At 50.4% G+C, this 17,048-nt stretch carries 16 protein-coding genes; 2 read left to right on the top strand and 14 right to left on the bottom strand.

Annotation, left to right across the window (positions count from 1 at the left end):
• Positions 1-23 precede the first annotated feature (23 nt).
• A complete protein-coding gene (locus H581_RS34295; RefSeq protein WP_036718721.1) occupies positions 24-638 on the top strand; it encodes a biotin transporter BioY in 615 nt (204 codons plus the stop codon).
• A gap of 83 nt (positions 639-721) precedes the next feature.
• Here the strand turns inward: H581_RS34295 and H581_RS0116390 are convergent, their stop codons facing one another.
• The 3 genes from H581_RS0116390 to H581_RS0116400 all read right to left on the bottom strand — a co-directional run bounded on the left by H581_RS0116390 (position 722) and on the right by H581_RS0116400 (position 3,509).
• On the bottom strand, positions 722-1,222 hold the full coding sequence (locus tag H581_RS0116390) for a YlbF/YmcA family competence regulator (RefSeq protein WP_028610954.1): 501 nt from the start codon (positions 1,220-1,222) through the stop codon (positions 722-724).
• Positions 1,223-1,245: 23 nt separating this feature from the next.
• Positions 1,246-2,832 carry a tRNA (N6-isopentenyl adenosine(37)-C2)-methylthiotransferase MiaB gene (gene miaB, locus H581_RS0116395; protein ID WP_051251047.1) on the bottom strand — a complete coding sequence of 529 codons (1,587 nt, stop codon included), beginning with the start codon at positions 2,830-2,832 and terminating at the stop codon, positions 1,246-1,248.
• Positions 2,833-2,897: 65 nt separating this feature from the next.
• Positions 2,898-3,509 (bottom strand): TetR/AcrR family transcriptional regulator, encoded by a 612-nt coding sequence (locus H581_RS0116400; protein WP_028610956.1) that lies wholly within the window; start codon positions 3,507-3,509, stop codon positions 2,898-2,900.
• 194 nt (positions 3,510-3,703) lie between these two features.
• On the opposite strand from H581_RS0116400, the gene H581_RS0116405 reads away from it, so the two are divergent.
• Complete coding sequence (locus tag H581_RS0116405; protein ID WP_028610957.1) at positions 3,704-5,203, top strand: MDR family MFS transporter; 1,500 nt, start codon at positions 3,704-3,706, stop codon at positions 5,201-5,203.
• A gap of 71 nt (positions 5,204-5,274) precedes the next feature.
• On the opposite strand, the gene pduL is transcribed toward H581_RS0116405, so the two are convergent.
• From pduL to pgsA, 11 genes are all read right to left on the bottom strand, one after another.
• A complete protein-coding gene (gene pduL, locus H581_RS0116410) occupies positions 5,275-5,847 on the bottom strand; it encodes a phosphate propanoyltransferase (RefSeq protein WP_028610958.1) in 573 nt (190 codons plus the stop codon).
• Between the two features lie 66 nt (positions 5,848-5,913).
• A complete protein-coding gene (locus H581_RS0116415; protein WP_028610959.1) occupies positions 5,914-6,780 on the bottom strand; it encodes a 2-oxoacid:ferredoxin oxidoreductase subunit beta in 867 nt (288 codons plus the stop codon).
• Positions 6,758-8,515 carry a 2-oxoacid:acceptor oxidoreductase subunit alpha gene (locus H581_RS0116420; RefSeq protein ID WP_028610960.1) on the bottom strand — a complete coding sequence of 586 codons (1,758 nt, stop codon included), beginning with the start codon at positions 8,513-8,515 and terminating at the stop codon, positions 6,758-6,760. The genes H581_RS0116415 and H581_RS0116420 overlap by 23 nt, the downstream gene beginning before the upstream one ends.
• 184 nt (positions 8,516-8,699) lie before the next feature.
• On the bottom strand, positions 8,700-9,689 hold the full coding sequence (locus tag H581_RS0116425; RefSeq protein WP_281169539.1) for a dipeptidase: 990 nt from the start codon (positions 9,687-9,689) through the stop codon (positions 8,700-8,702).
• Between the two features lie 121 nt (positions 9,690-9,810).
• The gene (locus tag H581_RS0116430) at positions 9,811-10,071 is read right to left on the bottom strand and encodes a stage V sporulation protein S (protein WP_006036664.1); all 261 of its coding nucleotides are present in this window, start codon (positions 10,069-10,071) and stop codon (positions 9,811-9,813) included.
• A 138-nt stretch (positions 10,072-10,209) separates the two neighbouring features.
• The gene (locus tag H581_RS0116435; RefSeq protein WP_028610962.1) at positions 10,210-11,004 is read right to left on the bottom strand and encodes a TIGR00282 family metallophosphoesterase; all 795 of its coding nucleotides are present in this window, start codon (positions 11,002-11,004) and stop codon (positions 10,210-10,212) included.
• A gap of 89 nt (positions 11,005-11,093) precedes the next feature.
• On the bottom strand, positions 11,094-12,638 hold the full coding sequence (gene rny, locus H581_RS0116440) for a ribonuclease Y (protein ID WP_028610963.1): 1,545 nt from the start codon (positions 12,636-12,638) through the stop codon (positions 11,094-11,096).
• 181 nt (positions 12,639-12,819) lie between these two features.
• Positions 12,820-13,545 (bottom strand): regulatory protein RecX, encoded by a 726-nt coding sequence (locus H581_RS0116445; protein ID WP_245600053.1) that lies wholly within the window; start codon positions 13,543-13,545, stop codon positions 12,820-12,822.
• Positions 13,546-13,608: 63 nt separating this feature from the next.
• Positions 13,609-14,661, bottom strand: coding sequence for a recombinase RecA (gene recA, locus H581_RS0116450; RefSeq protein ID WP_028610965.1), 1,053 nt, complete (start codon positions 14,659-14,661; stop codon positions 13,609-13,611).
• Positions 14,662-14,879: 218 nt separating this feature from the next.
• Positions 14,880-16,127: a competence/damage-inducible protein A gene (locus tag H581_RS0116455; protein WP_028610966.1), complete on the bottom strand. Its 1,248-nt coding sequence runs from the start codon at positions 16,125-16,127 to the stop codon at positions 14,880-14,882.
• A 93-nt stretch (positions 16,128-16,220) separates the two neighbouring features.
• A complete protein-coding gene (gene pgsA / locus H581_RS0116460) occupies positions 16,221-16,796 on the bottom strand; it encodes a CDP-diacylglycerol--glycerol-3-phosphate 3-phosphatidyltransferase (protein WP_028610967.1) in 576 nt (191 codons plus the stop codon).
• Positions 16,797-17,048 lie beyond the last annotated feature (252 nt).

Consider the following 17,048-nt stretch of genomic DNA (forward strand, 5'->3'; position numbering starts at 1 on the left):
ACATAAAGGAGTCGTGCTTAACCATGCAAACCCGTTCTATCCGCTCGCTCGTATTTATTGCTTTATTCGCCGCGCTGTTCATAGTCATGAGCTCGCTCACGATTAAGCTTGGCGGCTCATTCGTGCCGATCACGCTGCAGACGCTGGCCGTGGCCTTAACCGGCCTGTTTCTTACGCCCCGCAATGCTTTCATCAGCATCGCTGCCGTCATCGTCCTCACTGCCTTCGGCCTTCCGCTGTTCAGCGGACAAGGCGGCATCGCCACATTGACCGGCCATACCGCCGGATATATTTTCGCCTTCCCGTTCTGCGCGCTATTCGTTAGCTTGGCCGTGGGAGGTTTTCTTCGGCCGGACAGCGGCAAGCGCAACAAGTACGCGGCACTGATCGGATTTTTCATCATCTTTGAACTGTTCAGTTCGTTATTCGCTTATATACCTGGTATCCCATGGCTTATGCATATAACCGGCTTTTCCCTTCCGGAAGCGCTTATAGCCGGCTTCTATCCTTTCCTTATCGGCGACGCGCTGAAATCGTTCGCAGCCGCCGCGTTGGCTATCTCGCTCACGCCATATATCATTCATATTCGCGCATCGGCCGCTCAACCCAAGACGGATAAAGCAAGCTACACCGCGTAATAGCTAACCGCCACAAAAAAGAAGCGTTTGTCCTCAGCGGCAAACGCTTCTTTTCCAACAATCTATAGCTGCCCCAGAACCGCTTAGTCGCTGCATTCCTCGGGAGCAGGCTCGGACGCGTCTTCCACGTTGATTTTCTCCGAAACCGTGTCTCGGATGATCGAAACGACCAGCTGCATCAGGTAATTGATATCGGATTGGCTTTGCTGGAACTCCGCAACGATCGGAATGCCGTCCAGCTCATCCTGAAGCACATTCATTTCCGCTTCGATTTTTTTAACCATGTCCGCGTTTTTGAACGTCGTCTCAAAGGCCACGACTTCTTTCTGCTTCTTCTTGATCTGGGTGATCAAGTTCTGGATGCGCTCATTTCCGTTGATCTGCTGCTCCGCGCGGCGGTAATGCTGTACTTCCTCCGAAGTGAAAATCGAATCAGCCAGCTCCTTCGCCTTCTTCATAATGTCTTCCTTCACGATTAATTCACGTGTATTGAAGCTCGGAATGCCGCAGCCTTCGCCGTGCGCATGATCATGGTCATGACCATGATGCTCCGATTGATTGACTGTCGTTTGCTGCTCTGCCATTTGTCATCTCTCCTGTTTTGCCGTTAGCTAACGGCTTCTTGTGAGCCTAGCTCGATCGCTTCCGCTTTGATATACCAGGTTTGCGCTTCCGTTACTTTAGCCTGGATGAATTGCCCGATCCATTCCTTTGGACCTTCAAGGTGAACCAATTTATTCGTCCGCGTTCGTCCGGATAAAATAGCAGCGTTATTCTTGCTCTCGCCTTCGATCAGAACCTCCACGATTTTGCCGCACATTTGCTCATTCTTCTCCCGTGCGACCGAAGCCAGCAGCGCATTTAATTTCGCAAGGCGCGCTTTCTTCACCTCTAACGGCACATTATCCTCCATCCCTGCCGCGGGAGTGCCTTCCCGCGGTGAATAAAGGAAAGTGTAGGCGGAGTCGAAGCCGACTTCCGATACAAGACTCAGCGTATCCTCGAACTGCTCGTCCGTCTCTCCCGGGAAACCGACGATAATATCCGTGGTCAGCGTGACATCCGGAATCGCCCGCTTGATCTTGCCTACGAGCTCCAAATACGTTTCACGGGAATATTTGCGGCTCATCCATTTCAAAATTTCCGTGCTGCCGGACTGAACCGGCAAATGAATATGTTCAACCAGGTTGCCGCGGGTTCCGAGCACCTCAATCAGCTGATCGTCAAAATCGCGGGGATGGCTTGTCATGAACCGAATCCGCGGAATATCGATTTTGGACATATCGTGCATCAAATCGCCGAAACGGTATTCGATATCCTCGAAGTCCTTGCCGTATGCGTTAACGTTCTGACCGAGCAGCGTAATTTCCTTAAATCCTTGGCGCGCCAGCTCGCGAACTTCGGCGATCACGTCCTGAGGACGGCGGCTGCGCTCCTTCCCCCGGGTATAAGGCACAATGCAGTAGGTGCAGAACTTATCGCAGCCGTACATAATATTGACCCAAGCCCGCATTCCTTCGCGCTTCTTCGGCATATTCTCGATAATGTCGCCTTCCTTGGACCATACCTCGACGACAAGCTCTTTGCTGAAATACGCGTTTTGCAGCAAATATGGAAGCCTGTGGATGTTGTGCGTCCCGAAGATCATATCGACAAAAGCATGCTTTTGCAATATACGGCCGACAACCGACTCCTCCTGCGACATGCACCCGCAAACGCCAAGCAGCAAATCCGGTTTCTCCGTCTTGAGCGTCTTCAAATGTCCGAGCTCGCCGAACACCTTGTCCTCCGCATTCTCGCGAATGGCGCATGTATTTAACAAAATAACGTCCGCAAGCCTGCGGTCCTCCGTAGCGGTGTAGCCCATTTGCTCGAACATGCCCTTCATCACTTCCGTGTCATGCTCGTTCATCTGGCAGCCGTACGTTTGAATCAAATAGTGCTTGCCGAGCCCGATCGTTTGCAGCTCCTCCGGTATGGAGAAGTCGTAATGCACCTCGATGTCCTCTTTGCCGCGTTTCTTCTCATCCTTATGACTCGGTGTCGAATTTATATTGACGATCCTGCCCTTAATCCGGTAGGTCGTAGAGTTCTCATCCTGACCGATGACCTTCGCATCGCTAAAATCAAAATATTTCGAATAATCCTTTTGCTGACCGGGCTTGTTATCCGTCTGGTTACGATTGATTTCCATCGTCACTTTCTGCTCACTTCCTTATGGGTACAAATAATTGCCGCTTGATATAGCCCAATTCAGTATTATACCAGTTTATGAAACAGAGGGTCAATAAACGTGTTGCAAAAATGGTCCTGAATCTCCTCGCAAGAATAGCCCATCGTTTCTCTCATATGCCTGTACGTATGCGGAGAATGAACGGAAATGAACGAATGCGCCGCATAACAAGGATCGATGGCAGCGACGAGACTATCCCCGGCAGCCTCCCGCAATAGCCCGCTAAGCGTAGCATGCAAGTACAAGTAAGGCGGCGATTGAAAAAAATCAGACCTCTTCTCATCAATCTTGATATGAGTCTGAACAACGCCGAGGCATTTCGATTCCTTGTCAATAAATGAAATAATTTGCCTTATCACTCCGCACAGCCTCTCGTAAACCGGCAAGTGCGAATTCGCGGTTAAATAATCATCGATTTGCTGAATGAAAATGCCGAAATTTTCTTTCAACATGTCCATGCACAAATCGCCTTTATTGGAATATCGGCGATAGAGAGTGCCTTGTCCAATCCCGACTGTTTTTGCAATTTGATGCATGCTGACTGATTCTACCCCATGCTCCTGAAACAAGTGATTAGCCGTGTGCAAAATCGCTTTGCTCAATTCTTGTTTGGTTCTGCTTCCGTCAGGTGTAGTCATTTCGCAGTCTCCTAAATGTTGCTTCCTAATTTTACAAAATTAACGTTTGACAAACATAAGAATCATAATTATTATTCAGTAATGCGGACAATTGTCCGCAAAAGAGATACGGTTATCTTTCAATTGTAGCCTGATTGGCAAGGCAAGGTCAACATGCGGAAGAAATGACCCTTATACGGATAGGAGGAAACAAAATGGCTTCAACCGCAAAACAAACAGCATCATCCGGCGATCCGATGTCGATCCGCAATATTATCGCCCCGCTCCTCGCCATCATCGTCGGAATGTTCATGGTCATTCTAGACGGTACGGCCATGAATGTCGCTTTGCCGGGGCTCATGAAAGACTTCAGCAGCTCGATGACAATCGTGCAATGGACAATTACCGGCTACGCACTCGCGCAGGCGGCGGTTATTCCGCTCGCTGGCTGGTTATCCGACCGTTTCGGAGCAAAACAAGTTTTCTTAATTTCCATCATCTTGTTTACGATCGGTTCGGGACTATGCGCACTGGCCACCACGGCGGAGCAGCTCATTGTTTTCCGCGTCCTTCAGGGCCTTGGCGGCGGGATGGTCGCACCGATTGCCATGGCATTTACGTTCCGGCTTAGTCCTCCCGGCAAGCAAGGCGCCGTCATGGGCATGATCGGCATTCCGATGCTGCTTGCTCCTGCGCTCGGCCCAGTCGTGGCCGGCTGGCTCGTAGACTATGTATCATGGCATTGGATTTTTATAATTAATCTGCCAATCGGCGTGATCGCGGTTATCATCGGTCTCCGCACGCTGCCTAATCTTGAACGGAAACGCGTTCCCGCGCTTGATTTCTTAGGCATGCTGCTAGCCCCTCTAGCTTTCGCCATGCTAGCTTACGGCGTCAGCTCTGCCGGAGGCGGCGAAGGCGGCGGCGGAAGCGGCTGGACCTCGCCAGAGGCGCTGACGGGGATGATCGTCGGCGGTGTCGCATTGATCATATTTATTATCGTCGAACTGAGCCGCAAAGAACCTCTGCTCGAGCTTCGCGTATTCAAATCCAGCGATTTTACTCGAGGCATCCTTCTCCAGTGGATATTGCAAATCGCGTTATTCGGCACGTTATTCCTTGCGCCAGTCTTCCTGCAAATTGCGAAAGGGTACAGTGCATTCGATACGGGTTTGATCCTGTTGCCTCAGGCTATTGCGGCCGGTATCTTCATGCCGATCAGCGGCAAGCTGTTCGACCGTTTCGGTGCGCGTCCCGTTGTCATCGCCGGCCTTGTCATCGTCACGATCGCCGCGTTCATGCTTAGCGGTATATCTGCCGGCACATCGCTGCCGATGCTCATGATTCCGCTAGCCCTTCTTGGAGCAGGCATGGGCTTGTCGATGATGCCGCTTAATACGCATATTATGCAGTCCGCTCCGAAAGAGCTCGTTAGCCGTGTCACGTCGCTTACTGCTGCCGCACAGCAGGTCATGACTTCCTTTGCGATTGCCGGCTTGTCGACCATTCTTGCAGGCAGAGTGAAGCATTATACCGTGACGAATCCAGGCCCGGACATTGTTTATTCGTCTTACGGCGATACGTTCTTCGTTCTCGCCGCCGTCGCGATCGTCGGCGCGCTGGCTGCCTTATTGCTTCGCAGGCCGAAGCAACAACAAAGCTCAGGCCCGGATAACGAAAAGCAGCCTGAAGTTTCAATGATGATGGGACACTAGCTCATCTTATAAAGCCCTAAAAAAAAGCTGCATCGCCTTCGTTCATAACGATGGCGAAGCAGCTTTTATGTTTAATCGATAATTTCCGCCATATCTCCGTTCTTCACGCCGGCTGCATTAGCTTCATCCGTATCGATGTGCATATCAAGCGCATATTGCTCCGAGACTCGCGCGACCACATTTTCAAATATGACTCCGCGATCGCCGGCAAAGCGTACGCGTAATAACTGCTTATCTTTAATGCCGAAATTCTCGGCATCGGTCGTATGAAAATGGATGTGCCGCGCGGCAACAATGACGCCTTCCTCTATATCAACCTCGCCGGCAGGTCCTTTTATTTTAATGCCAGCCGATCCGGCAATATTGCCGGATTCACGGACGGGAGGATTGACCCCTAAAGCGAAAGCATCGGTACGCGATACTTCCAGCTGCGTTTTGCCGCGCGTCGGTCCCAAAATTCTAACCTTCGCGAAAGTCCCTTTAGGGCCGATCACCGCTACGGTCTCATTAGCGGCATATTGTCCCGGCTGCGATAACGGCTTCATTTCGGTTAATGCATATCCTTCGCCGAACAAAATCTCAACATGCTGCTCGGACAAATGAATATGTCTTGCCGAAACGCCGATAGGAACCTGTTTATGTATCATGATGTCACTCTCCTGCTACAAAATAATAAGCATATGGCCAAGGCCACATGCTTATCATATCACTTATTTAAATTCGGCAACAAGTTTATTGAACTCGTCGGCGGTAATCATCATATCCTGCTTCGCCAAGCCTTCCGGCTTGAAGCCCGTAATAAGATCCTCATAAGCTTTGCGCGCCGAATTTTGATAAATCAAGCCGGTCAGCATCCCGTTCGTTTCCATAATCTTGTTCATCGCAAGTACGCGGTTACTCGGGTCATAATCCGGGAATTGCTCCAGGTTCACGATATTTTCTTTGAACCAATCATATGTGTTAATTTTGTTGAAGGTTACGCAAGGGCTGAACACGTTGATAAGCGAGAAGCCTTCATGCCTAATGCCCTGTTCGATCAGGCTTGTAAGCTGCTTCAAATCGCTGGAGAACGATTGGGCAACGAAGGTAGCTCCGGCTGACATCGCAATTTCAAGCGGAGACAGCGTCGATTCAATCGAGCCCTCCGGCGTTGATTTGGTTTTGAAGCCTTCCGCGCTTCGCGGTGAAGTCTGCCCCTTCGTCAAGCCGTAAATCTGATTATCCATAACGATATACGTGATATTCAAGTTACGGCGAATCGCATGGACGGTATGTCCCATTCCGATTGCAAAGCCGTCTCCGTCGCCGCCTGACGCGATTACGGTTAACTCGCGGTTTGCAAGCTTAACGCCTTGCGCGATAGGAAGCGCGCGTCCGTGAATACCGTGTAGGCCATATGCGTTAATGTAACCGGAGATCCGTCCGGAGCAGCCGATACCCGATACGACAGCAAGCTGTTCAGGCTCAAGTCCTACATTGGCAGCCGCGCGTTGAATAGCCGCTTGTATGGAGAAGTCGCCGCAGCCCGGACACCAGTTAGGCTTAACATTATTTCTAAACTCTTTGAACGTCGCCATTTAAACTCAACTCCTTACAAGCTTTGTGAATATCGGAAGGCAGGAACGGATTTCCGTCGTATTTCAACAGGCTTTCGATTTTTTCCGCAAAGCCGGCATGCATCTTGATCTGAGACGCAAGTTGAGCCGTAGCGTTATTCTCGATAACAAGTACTTGTTTGGCATGATGCAAATATGGAACCAGCAATTCCGTCGGGAACGGATGGATTTGGCGTATCGTCACATGATTGGTCGTCACGCCTTCTTGCCCGAGCAATCTTCTCGCTTCGTCAATCGTGCCGCCCGTAGAACCCATGCCAATGAGCAGCAGTTCCGGTTTCTCGTGCGGAGCGTCAACGCGGATAGCGTCGCGAATGAACATGCCGTTCAGCTTCCCAAGACGCTTATCCATCATTTTCAAGCGGTTCACCGCGTTCTCGGATGGGCGTCCAACCTCGTCGTGCTCTACGCCTGTAACGTGGTGAAGCCCGCCCTTTTCACCCGGCAATACGCGCGGAGAAATGCCGTCTTCCGTAAGCTCATAACGCTTGAATAGATCATGGCCCTCTAGCGCAGGCGTATTTTGGACCAGCTTGCCCCGTTTGATTTCGATCTTGCCGTAATCAAGCGGCTCGCAGGACTGCTTGCCGAGCGACAGCTGCAAATCCGTCATCAGAATAACCGGCACTTGATACTCTTCGGCAAGGTTAAAGGATTCGATCGTATCATAGAAGCAGTCTTCAATCGACGCCGGCGCTATGACGATCTTCGGAATTTCGCCGTGCGTTCCGTAGACCATTGCGTTCAGGTCGGATTGCTCTTGCTTTGTAGGCAGCCCCGTCGATGGACCTCCGCGCTGCGTATTCACGATAACGAGAGGCGTCTCCGTCATTCCGGCTAAGCCGATCGCTTCCATCATGAGGGACAGACCGGGACCCGCTGATGCCGTCATTGTCCGAACGCCCGCATAGTTAGCGCCGATCGCCATCGTAACGGCGGCGATTTCATCCTCCGTTTGAACGACCGTTCCGCCAAATTTCGGAAGCTTCTTAATGAGGTATTCCATAATTTCCGAAGCCGGCGTGATCGGGTAGGCCGACATCAAGCGGCAGCCTGCCGCAATGGAGCCGAGACCAATCGCTTCGTTGCCGATCATGAACAGCTTTTGCTTGCCGTCAGCCGCATCCAGCTTGAACTCGTCAAGCGGTCCGCCTGCCTGCTCCAGAACGAATTCCGCGCCGCGTTTGACGGCTTCGATATTTTTCTCAACGATCGCGGCGCCTTTACGCCCAAACTCCTCTTCCACCGCTTTGTTGAACACTTCGAGCGGCAGACCGAGCAGCCCCCAGGAAGCCCCGGAAGCGACCATGTTCTTCATTAGCGAGGTGCCAAGCTCTTCCGCCATAGACGTAATCGGAACGGCGAACAATCTCGCATCGATTCCCTCCGGAATCGCAGGATTGAACTTCGCGTCAGCAACGACGACTCCGCCCGGGCGCAATTCTCTCGCGTTCAGGTCGATGCTCTCTTGGTCGAATGCGACCAGAATGTCCAAATCATCGGAAATCGCACGAATCGGCTTCGTGCTAATGCGGATTTTATTGTTTGTGTGCCCGCCCTTGATTCTTGAAGAAAAGTGACGATATCCATATAAATAATAGCCCAAACGATTAAGCGCCGTGGAAAAAATCCGGTCCGTGCTTTCGACGCCTTCTCCTTGTTGTCCCCCGATCTTCCAAGACAATTGACTGATCAAAATGCCCATCTCCTCTTTTTCTAGAACGTGCAAATATTCGACAACATCAAACAATTATATAATAGAAGTAATAATAGTCACAACAAGTTTAAGGTGCATTTCCCTAAAAATCAAGATGTAAACGCTTAAATGAAGTATAGTTTGTTTCGATTGAATTCATATCGGAAATAGATAGGACTGGCTTTCATTCATTAGGCAGCTGCATGCTTAGAAACCGGAGCGCGTTTCCGGAAAGAAATTGTTCCGTCTGACTCGCTGTATAATGCTTTAGAAGCGCTTCTCGAAGATTCGCTACCTCCGCCGGATGGGTCAGATCCTTGATATAACGATCGATGCCGTCGAAGTCGGAGCCCAGCATAATATGGTCTTCTCCGCCAAGCGCGCAAATATGCTCGATATGTAATAACAGGTCCTGAACCGTTACGACTTCCTCTTTGGACACAAACCATGGCACATAGGTGATTCCGATCATTCCCTGCATCCCGATAATCCGCCTGATCTGCTCGTCGTTCAAGTTCCTCGGATGATCGCAAATCGCTCTCGCGTTGGAATGAGAGGCGATAACCGGCTTCGCCGTGAGGTCCGCCACATCCCAGAAGGCTTGCTCGGATAAGTGCGATACATCAACCAGTATACCCAATTTATTGCATTCTTTAACAAATAATCGGCCTTTTTCCGTTAATCCCCCGCCGCGCGGTTCCATTGCGCCGTCTGCCGCCCAATTTGGATGATTCCAGGTGAGGCCGGCGGCACGGATTCCTAACTGATGCATCGTTCGGAGAAGAGGTGTCTGACCTTGAAGCCCGTCAACGCCTTCCAAAGATAACAGCGCTCCAATTTTATCGTCCCTTACGCATGCCTCCAAGTCCTTGGCCGACTTGACCCAAACCATCTCATCGCAGGAGAGGACATATTGATGAAAGCGGTCCAGGCTCTCCAGAATCGGCTCTAAACGTCCGTTCATCGATTGCGGAATATAGATGGCAAAAGTCTGCAGGATCGTTTCTGATGCCTTCAAACGCTCATAGGTCACGTCCAGTGCGCCTGCTTTGCCGTTCTGAAAGGTTAATCTTTCGTCAAGCAGCAATTTGCACAGCACATCACAATGAAAGTCCACGATTTTCACTCTCTCACCTCGACGTCTTTTTTTAATTCTAAGAAGCTGTAGGCGCACAGACAATGACGCCCGATAGGCGTGTATGCATGCTCGCAGCAAAAAACCTGTCTACGTCGTAAACAGGCGATTAGTTACCGTATGCTTTCCGCTACTCCCCGCCATTGATTACGGCTAACAGCTACCGGGGCTCTACAATTAATTTGATTGCTGTACGATCCTCTCCGTCAATCACGATGTCCGTAAAGGCTGGAATGCAAATTAAATCCACCCCGCTGGGAGCGACAAACCCGCGTGCAATCGCAACAGCCTTGATTGCCTGGTTTAGCGCGCCAGCTCCAATGGCTTGCAGCTCTGCGCCGCCGCGTTCACGAAGAACGCCGGCAAGCGCACCTGCAACGGAATTTGGATTGGATTTTGCTGAAACTTTTAATACATCCATAAAAAAGAACCTCCCCTTGGACTGTTGGATGGATTCCACTTTTAAATAGTATTCGAGAGAGGTTAAAAAATTCCTGCTTTATTCCCGCTAATTAACGGACTGTTCTGAATTGTCGGAAATTTTCAAATGTTTAATGCGTTACATAAGCAGCCATTCATCTTCCGTAAGGCGAATTTTCTCGATCTTACGGGCTTGCCCAGTCGCATCGTCCAGTTGAACGGATATCGCATGCAAATGCCATTTCCCTTCGTCGACGACAAAACGGACCGGGAGCTGTGTAATGAATTTATGCAAAACCGCATTTCTTTCCATCCCCAGCACGCCTTCCTTCGGTCCGACCATTCCGACATCCGTAATATATGCCGTTCCGCCAGGCAGGATCGTATCATCATTTGTCTGCACATGCGTATGCGTCCCAAGTACGATCGATGCCCGGCCGTCAAGGTGCCAGCCCATTGCGATTTTCTCCGACGTCGCCTCTGCATGAAAGTCTACGAGTATATGGTTGGTCTTCCCGCTTGCTTCTTCAATGAGCTCATCGGCTTTGCGGAAAGGACAGTCGATCGGCGGCAGGAACGTACGACCCTGCAGGTTGATAATGGCAAGCTGCTTGCCGTTCGCTTTGATGAAGGCCATGCCTTGTCCAGGCGCGCCGGGCGCATAGTTCGCCGGGCGAACTATGCGTTGCTCCTCGTCAATCCATTCAAAAATATCTTTATTATCCCACGTATGGTTGCCCATAGTAATGCCATGGACGCCCCATTCGAAAAATTCCTTAGCGATCGTTGCCGTAATTCCTCTTCCGGCAGCCGCATTCTCGCCGTTGGCGATAATAATATGCGGATTATATTTGCTCTTAAGGGCCGGCAGTACGCGTTTCAACGCGCTTCTGCCCACATTTCCTACGATGTCGCCGATAAATAATACGTTCATGCTCCTACACTTCCTTTATGTACGCTTTCAGACAGAAAAGTGGCTGACAAGCAGCCACTTTTCCGCAATGCATATGAGATTGATTGTTTTTATTTCGCATATTCAACCGCACGGGTTTCCCGAATAACGGTAACCTTGATGTGACCCGGGTAATCGAGCTCGCTCTCGATTTTCTTCGTAATATCGCGAGCAAGACGGAAAGCCTCCGTATCGTCGATCTTATCCGGCTGAACCATAACGCGGACTTCGCGTCCGGCCTGGATCGCGTAGGATTTCTCCACTCCGTCAAACGATTCGGAAATATCCTCGAGCTTTTCCAGTCGTTTAATGTAAGTTTCGAGCGTCTCGCGACGCGCTCCCGGCCGTGCTGCCGACAATGCGTCGGCTGCTCCTACCAGCATAGCAATGACGGAAGTTGCTTCCGTATCGCCGTGATGGGATGCAATACTGTTGATGACAACAGGATGCTCCTTGTACTTCTTCGCAAGCTCAACGCCAATTTCAACGTGTGAGCCCTCCACCTCATGATCCAGCGCTTTGCCGATATCATGCAGCAATCCGGCACGCTTCGCCAGCGTAATATCCTCGCCAAGCTCCGCCGCCATCAAGCCGGTCAGGTAAGCAACCTCCATGGAGTGCTTCAGTACGTTCTGACCATAGCTCGTCCGGTATTTCAATCGTCCTAAAATCTTGATTAAATCCGGATGCAAGCCGTGTACTCCCACCTCGAAGGTTGCCTGCTCTCCGTATTCACGGATGCGCTCATCAACTTCCTTGCGAGATTTCTCAACCATTTCTTCAATGCGGGCAGGATGGATACGACCGTCAGCCACAAGCTTCTCTAAAGATGTGCGGGCAATTTCGCGTCTAATCGGGTCGAACCCAGACAAAATGACCGCTTCCGGTGTATCGTCGATGATTAGATCGATACCGGTCAATGTTTCCAAGGCACGGATATTTCGGCCTTCACGCCCGATAATGCGGCCTTTCATTTCTTCATTAGGCAAAGTGACAACGGATACCGTCGTCTCCGCCACATGATCCGCCGCACAGCGTTGAATAGCTAACGAAATGATGTCGCGTGCTTTCTTGTCGGCCTCTTCTTTCGCTTGCTGCTCGATCTCTTTAATCATTTGTGCTGTTTCATGCCGTACTTCTTGCTCAACATTGGATAAAATAATCGATTTCGCGTCTTCCATCGTCAAGCTGGATATTCGCTCCAGCTCGCTAAGCTGCTGCTTATAGATGGAATCAATCTGCTCTTGCGTTTCATCGATCCGTTTTTCTTTGTTGGCAACTGATTCTTCTTTGCGTTCTAACGCTTCTAGCTTTTTATCCAACGACTCCTCTTTTTGGAGCAAACGTCTTTCCTGACGTTGAGCCTCGTTGCGACGCTCACGAATGTCTCTCTCGGCTTCGGAACGAAGTTTGTGGACTTCATCTTTTGCCTCTAGCACAGTTTCTTTCTTCTGAGCCTCTGCTTCCTTCTTCGCGTTCTCAACGATTTGGACGGCAGCCTGCTCAGCACTCGAAATTTTCGCCTCGGCAATCGACTTTCGAATAAAATAACCAATCCCAAAGAAAATTGCGCCAACAAAGAGACAGATCAAGATCCAAATAACTTCACTAGGCATCTTGTTCACCTCCTTGCTGCATACCAAGGCATGGCTTGGGATGTTATTAGGTTTTCAACCGGTTTCCATACCGTTTCAACAATTACTGAATTTGACGAAAATGATCGTTTCGAATCAACTTTTGGAAGGAAAATTGATTCAAAGTAGAAGGAATACAACCTCATTTTATCTTTTCATAAAATCAATTGTCAAGCAAAAGCCCGTCATCCTCATCGAATAAGTCTGCTTCGCCGTTTGAAACGGCAAGCTTCACCGCTTCCCTAACGATATCTCCTGGAAACCCTCTGCGCATCAAATATCCCATAAGCTTCCGCTTTCTATCCGCCGTTTCCCCTTTGAGGGTACGCCATTTCTTCTCGGCTGCCGATGTCGCCGCGGCCAGCTCTGCCTCCCGGCCCAATGCATCGGCTGCTTTGGCGGCTGCTTGCTTCGATACCCCCCGCTGCTGAAGCTCCTGCTTGATCCAAAGTCTTCCTTTCAAGCCGTTTCTCAAACGGCCGGCAGCGAATTGAAGCGCATATTGTTCATCATCCACAATATGCTCTCTTTCTAAACGGTCCAGAGCATATTGAATATTTTGTTCTTCAAATAGTTTACGTGTCAAGTAGAGTTGGATTTGTTTCCTTGTTCTCGGTTTTGCCCCCAAATAGGCTATCGCAAGCGCGTAGGCGCGATATCTCTCGTCGTCCGTGCGTATATCCTCGATTTCTTCCACTGACAGTTCGCGCCCTTTCATCAGCCGGTAACGGATCAAGATATCCTCGTGCACCGATAACAAGGGCTCTTCCGTCTCCGCGTACAAATGATACAGCTTCCGTTCCTTCTTATCCTGACGGATCGATAAAATCATCCTTAAACCAGTTTCGTTCGATTCGATTAGTCCCACCCCGAATTCCTTCGTAAACACAGCTTCGCCGTCCCGAGCGGGGACGGCGAAGCTGTGAATTGCTATTTCAAATCGTCATCACGATTAGTTCAAATCCTCGAACTCTTCGTCTTCCTCTTCATCTGCCTTAAAATTCGCTTGCGACGCAGCTGCGGATAAGTTGCTTTGCTCGCGGATTTGCTTCTCGATCGTTCCGGCGATTTCCGAATGATCCTTCAAAAACTGCTTCGCATTTTCCCGGCCTTGGCCAAGACGTTCGCCTTCGTAGGAGAACCAAGCTCCGCTCTTCTGTACGATATCCATTTCGACGCCGATGTCGATCAGGCTTCCCTCCCTGGAAATCCCTTCGCCGTACATGATATCAATTTCCGCTTGTTTAAATGGAGGGGCTACCTTGTTCTTAACGACCTTGATCCTTGTGCGGTTACCGACCATGTCGTTACCCTGCTTTAAGGTCTCCACGCGGCGAACGTCGAGGCGCACGCTGGAGTAGAACTTCAATGCGCGTCCGCCCGGGGTAGTCTCGGGATTCCCGAACATAACGCCAACCTTCTCACGCAGCTGATTGATGAAAATTGCGATTGTCTTCGACTTCGAAATGGCCCCCGATAGCTTCCGCAGCGCCTGAGACATCAAACGGGCTTGGAGACCTACATGGGAATCGCCCATATCGCCTTCGATTTCGGCTTTCGGTACGAGTGCCGCAACGGAGTCAATAACGATGATGTCGACTGCGCCGCTCCGTACAAGCGCTTCTGCGATTTCCAGCGCTTGCTCGCCCGTATCCGGTTGGGATAAGAGCAATTCGTCAATATTGACGCCCAGCTTGCTGGCATAAAGCGGATCAAGCGCATGCTCCGCATCGATAAATGCAGCTTGTCCTCCGATACGTTGCGTTTCCGCTATAGCGTGTAAAGCAACCGTTGTTTTACCGGATGATTCAGGACCGTATACTTCAATTACGCGTCCGCGCGGCAAGCCGCCGATTCCTAACGCGATATCTAGAGCAAGCGAGCCGCTAGGCACGGTCTCTACCTGCATGTGTGTGGATTCACCTAATTTCATGATGGAGCCTTTACCAAATTGCTTCTCAATTTGACGTAAAGCCATTTCTAACGCAGCGCGACGATCCGACAAGAAATTCACATCCTTCATCATTTATAATGTAATGATAACTCTTTTCCGACGGGTTGCCAAGCATTTTTTTCGAACATACATTCGTCTTTTTCTCCCCCCCTCCATAAATGGACATAAAAAAACCGCAGCAAGGTATTCTTCGCTACGGTTCTTCCGATAACTATTTACAATTATAGTGATCCGAGCATCAATTGACAATCTTTTTTTGGTCCGGCTGACTAGTCGCGCAAGGAAAGCCACAAGCGGTATAAAGCCGCCTTCGCCGCTCTGGTCCGGATGGACGCTCTATCGCCGCTTAATTGCATCGTAAGAACGACGGTCTTCTTGCCGCGCTCGGCCAGTCCGTAGTAGACGAGCCCGACGGGCTTGCCTTCGGCTTCCGCGGGTCCGGCAACGCCGGTTAACGATACCCCGAAATCAGCGTCCGACAGCTCTCTGGCACGTTCGGCCATCAAAGCTGCCGTTGAATCGCTGATCGCTCCGGGAGCCCCTTCTCCCTCGAGCTGAGACATCGGAATGCCGAGCAAGCGATGCTTCATGAAGTTCGTATAGGTGACGACCCCTCCCAGATACTCTCCGCTGCTTCCTGGGACGCTTGTAATCAGCTCAGCCAGCAAGCCCCCGCTGATACTCTCTGCGCTCGCCAGCTTGCGGCGTGAGGATCTAAGAAGTTGTACAACCGCTTCCTCGATCGGGATGTCCTGTTCGGCATACAAATATTCGCCGACGCGTTCCTTAATCTTCTCTACGGCGCCATCGATCTTCCGGCCGGCTTCCGCTTCCGTATCCGCTTTCGTGGAAACTCGGATGGATACTTCTCCTTCCTTCGCATAGGGTGCGAGGGTCGGATCTACTTGTCCGTCGATTAAATCCAGCAGCTTGGCTTCCAAATTGGATTCGCCGATCCCGGCAAACTTCAATATGCGGGAATAGAGCGGTCGTTCGTTCGTCAGCATGGTGCGAAGCCAGGTCTCTCCCGCGCCATCCATCATCGGCTTCATTTCCTTCGGCGGGCCGGGCAGCAGCAAATAGAGCGTCCCGTCCGCCGACAATCCGTTGCCGACGGCAAGTCCCGTCGTATTATCCAAAGGCTCAGCCCCGTCGATCGAAAGCGCTTGGCGGCGATTGCTTTCAACCATATGCAAACCTCTTGTTTGAAACAAATGCTCGATCTTGGACATCGACGGCTCATGCAGGGAAAGTCCGCGGTTCAAATAGTCTGCCAAGACATCCTTCGTCAAATCATCCTGCGTCGGGCCAAGCCCCCCCGTAAATACGAGCAGATCCGCCCGGCTCCGTCCAATTTCGATCGCTTGCCGCAGCCGGACCGGATTATCGCCGACAACCGTTTGGAAATACACGTCGATCCCAAGGCCTGCAAGCTTCTGCGATAAGTATTGCGCATTCGTATTAACGATTTGTCCCAGCAGCAGCTCCGTTCCGACCGCAATAATTTCTGCTTTCATCCTATTTCTCCCCATTTCCAACGTAGTAGGAACGATATCTTTAACAAATATGCAAAAGCACCCCTCCACTTGTCGGAAAGATGCTTTTATCCATTATTCTACCGGAATTAAATGCTTGTTCTTCACAAAATAATCAATGCCTGAGTACACCGTAATGATAGCAGCGGCCCAAACCGCTATCGTATCGAATGGAAAGTCGATAAAGACGAACGGAAAATTATTAAGAAGAAGCGCAATGATCATCGTAATCTGAATGGCTGTCTTCCATTTGCCCCAATTGCTTGCGGCCATAACGGAACCCTCCAGAAGCGCAACCTGGCGCAAGCCCGTTACCGCGAATTCGCGGCTAATAATGACGATCGCGATGAGCGCGTTCAGCTTATCCATCTCAACTAGCGATATTAGTACAGCCGCAACTAGAAGCTTGTCCGCCAAGGGATCAAGAAGTTTGCCCAAATTGGTTACAATCTTGTTCTTGCGCGCAATATATCCGTCTAATCCGTCCGTGCTTGCCGCCACAATAAAAATGAGTGCCGCTACGATTTGGTTGTATGTAATCGAGAAGTCTGCAAAACCAATTGACCCCAGGTCCAATTTGATGAGCAGAAAAAACATAATAACCGGCACTAAAAATATTCTGGCTAATGTTATTCGGTTCGCCAGATTCACGCAATTCCCTCCTTAGATCGATCAGACTCATAGGTGTGCGTTAAGCGAACCCAACGTTCGTGAATCAAACCCGATTCCGACATCAAATATGTACTCTTTATTAAGCAGCGATCCATAACCGCCGTTGCTCCTACTGTCATCGGTGTATCCTCCAGATCATTCCGTGAAACTATCTAACCAAGTATAATACATGACATTACACGTGTCAAAAACGGCAAATCCTTCTCTTCCGGCGTCGGGACGCGAAACGAA

Source organism: Paenibacillus harenae DSM 16969, from assembly GCF_000422465.1.
GTDB lineage: Bacteria > Bacillota > Bacilli > Paenibacillales > Paenibacillaceae > Pristimantibacillus > Pristimantibacillus harenae.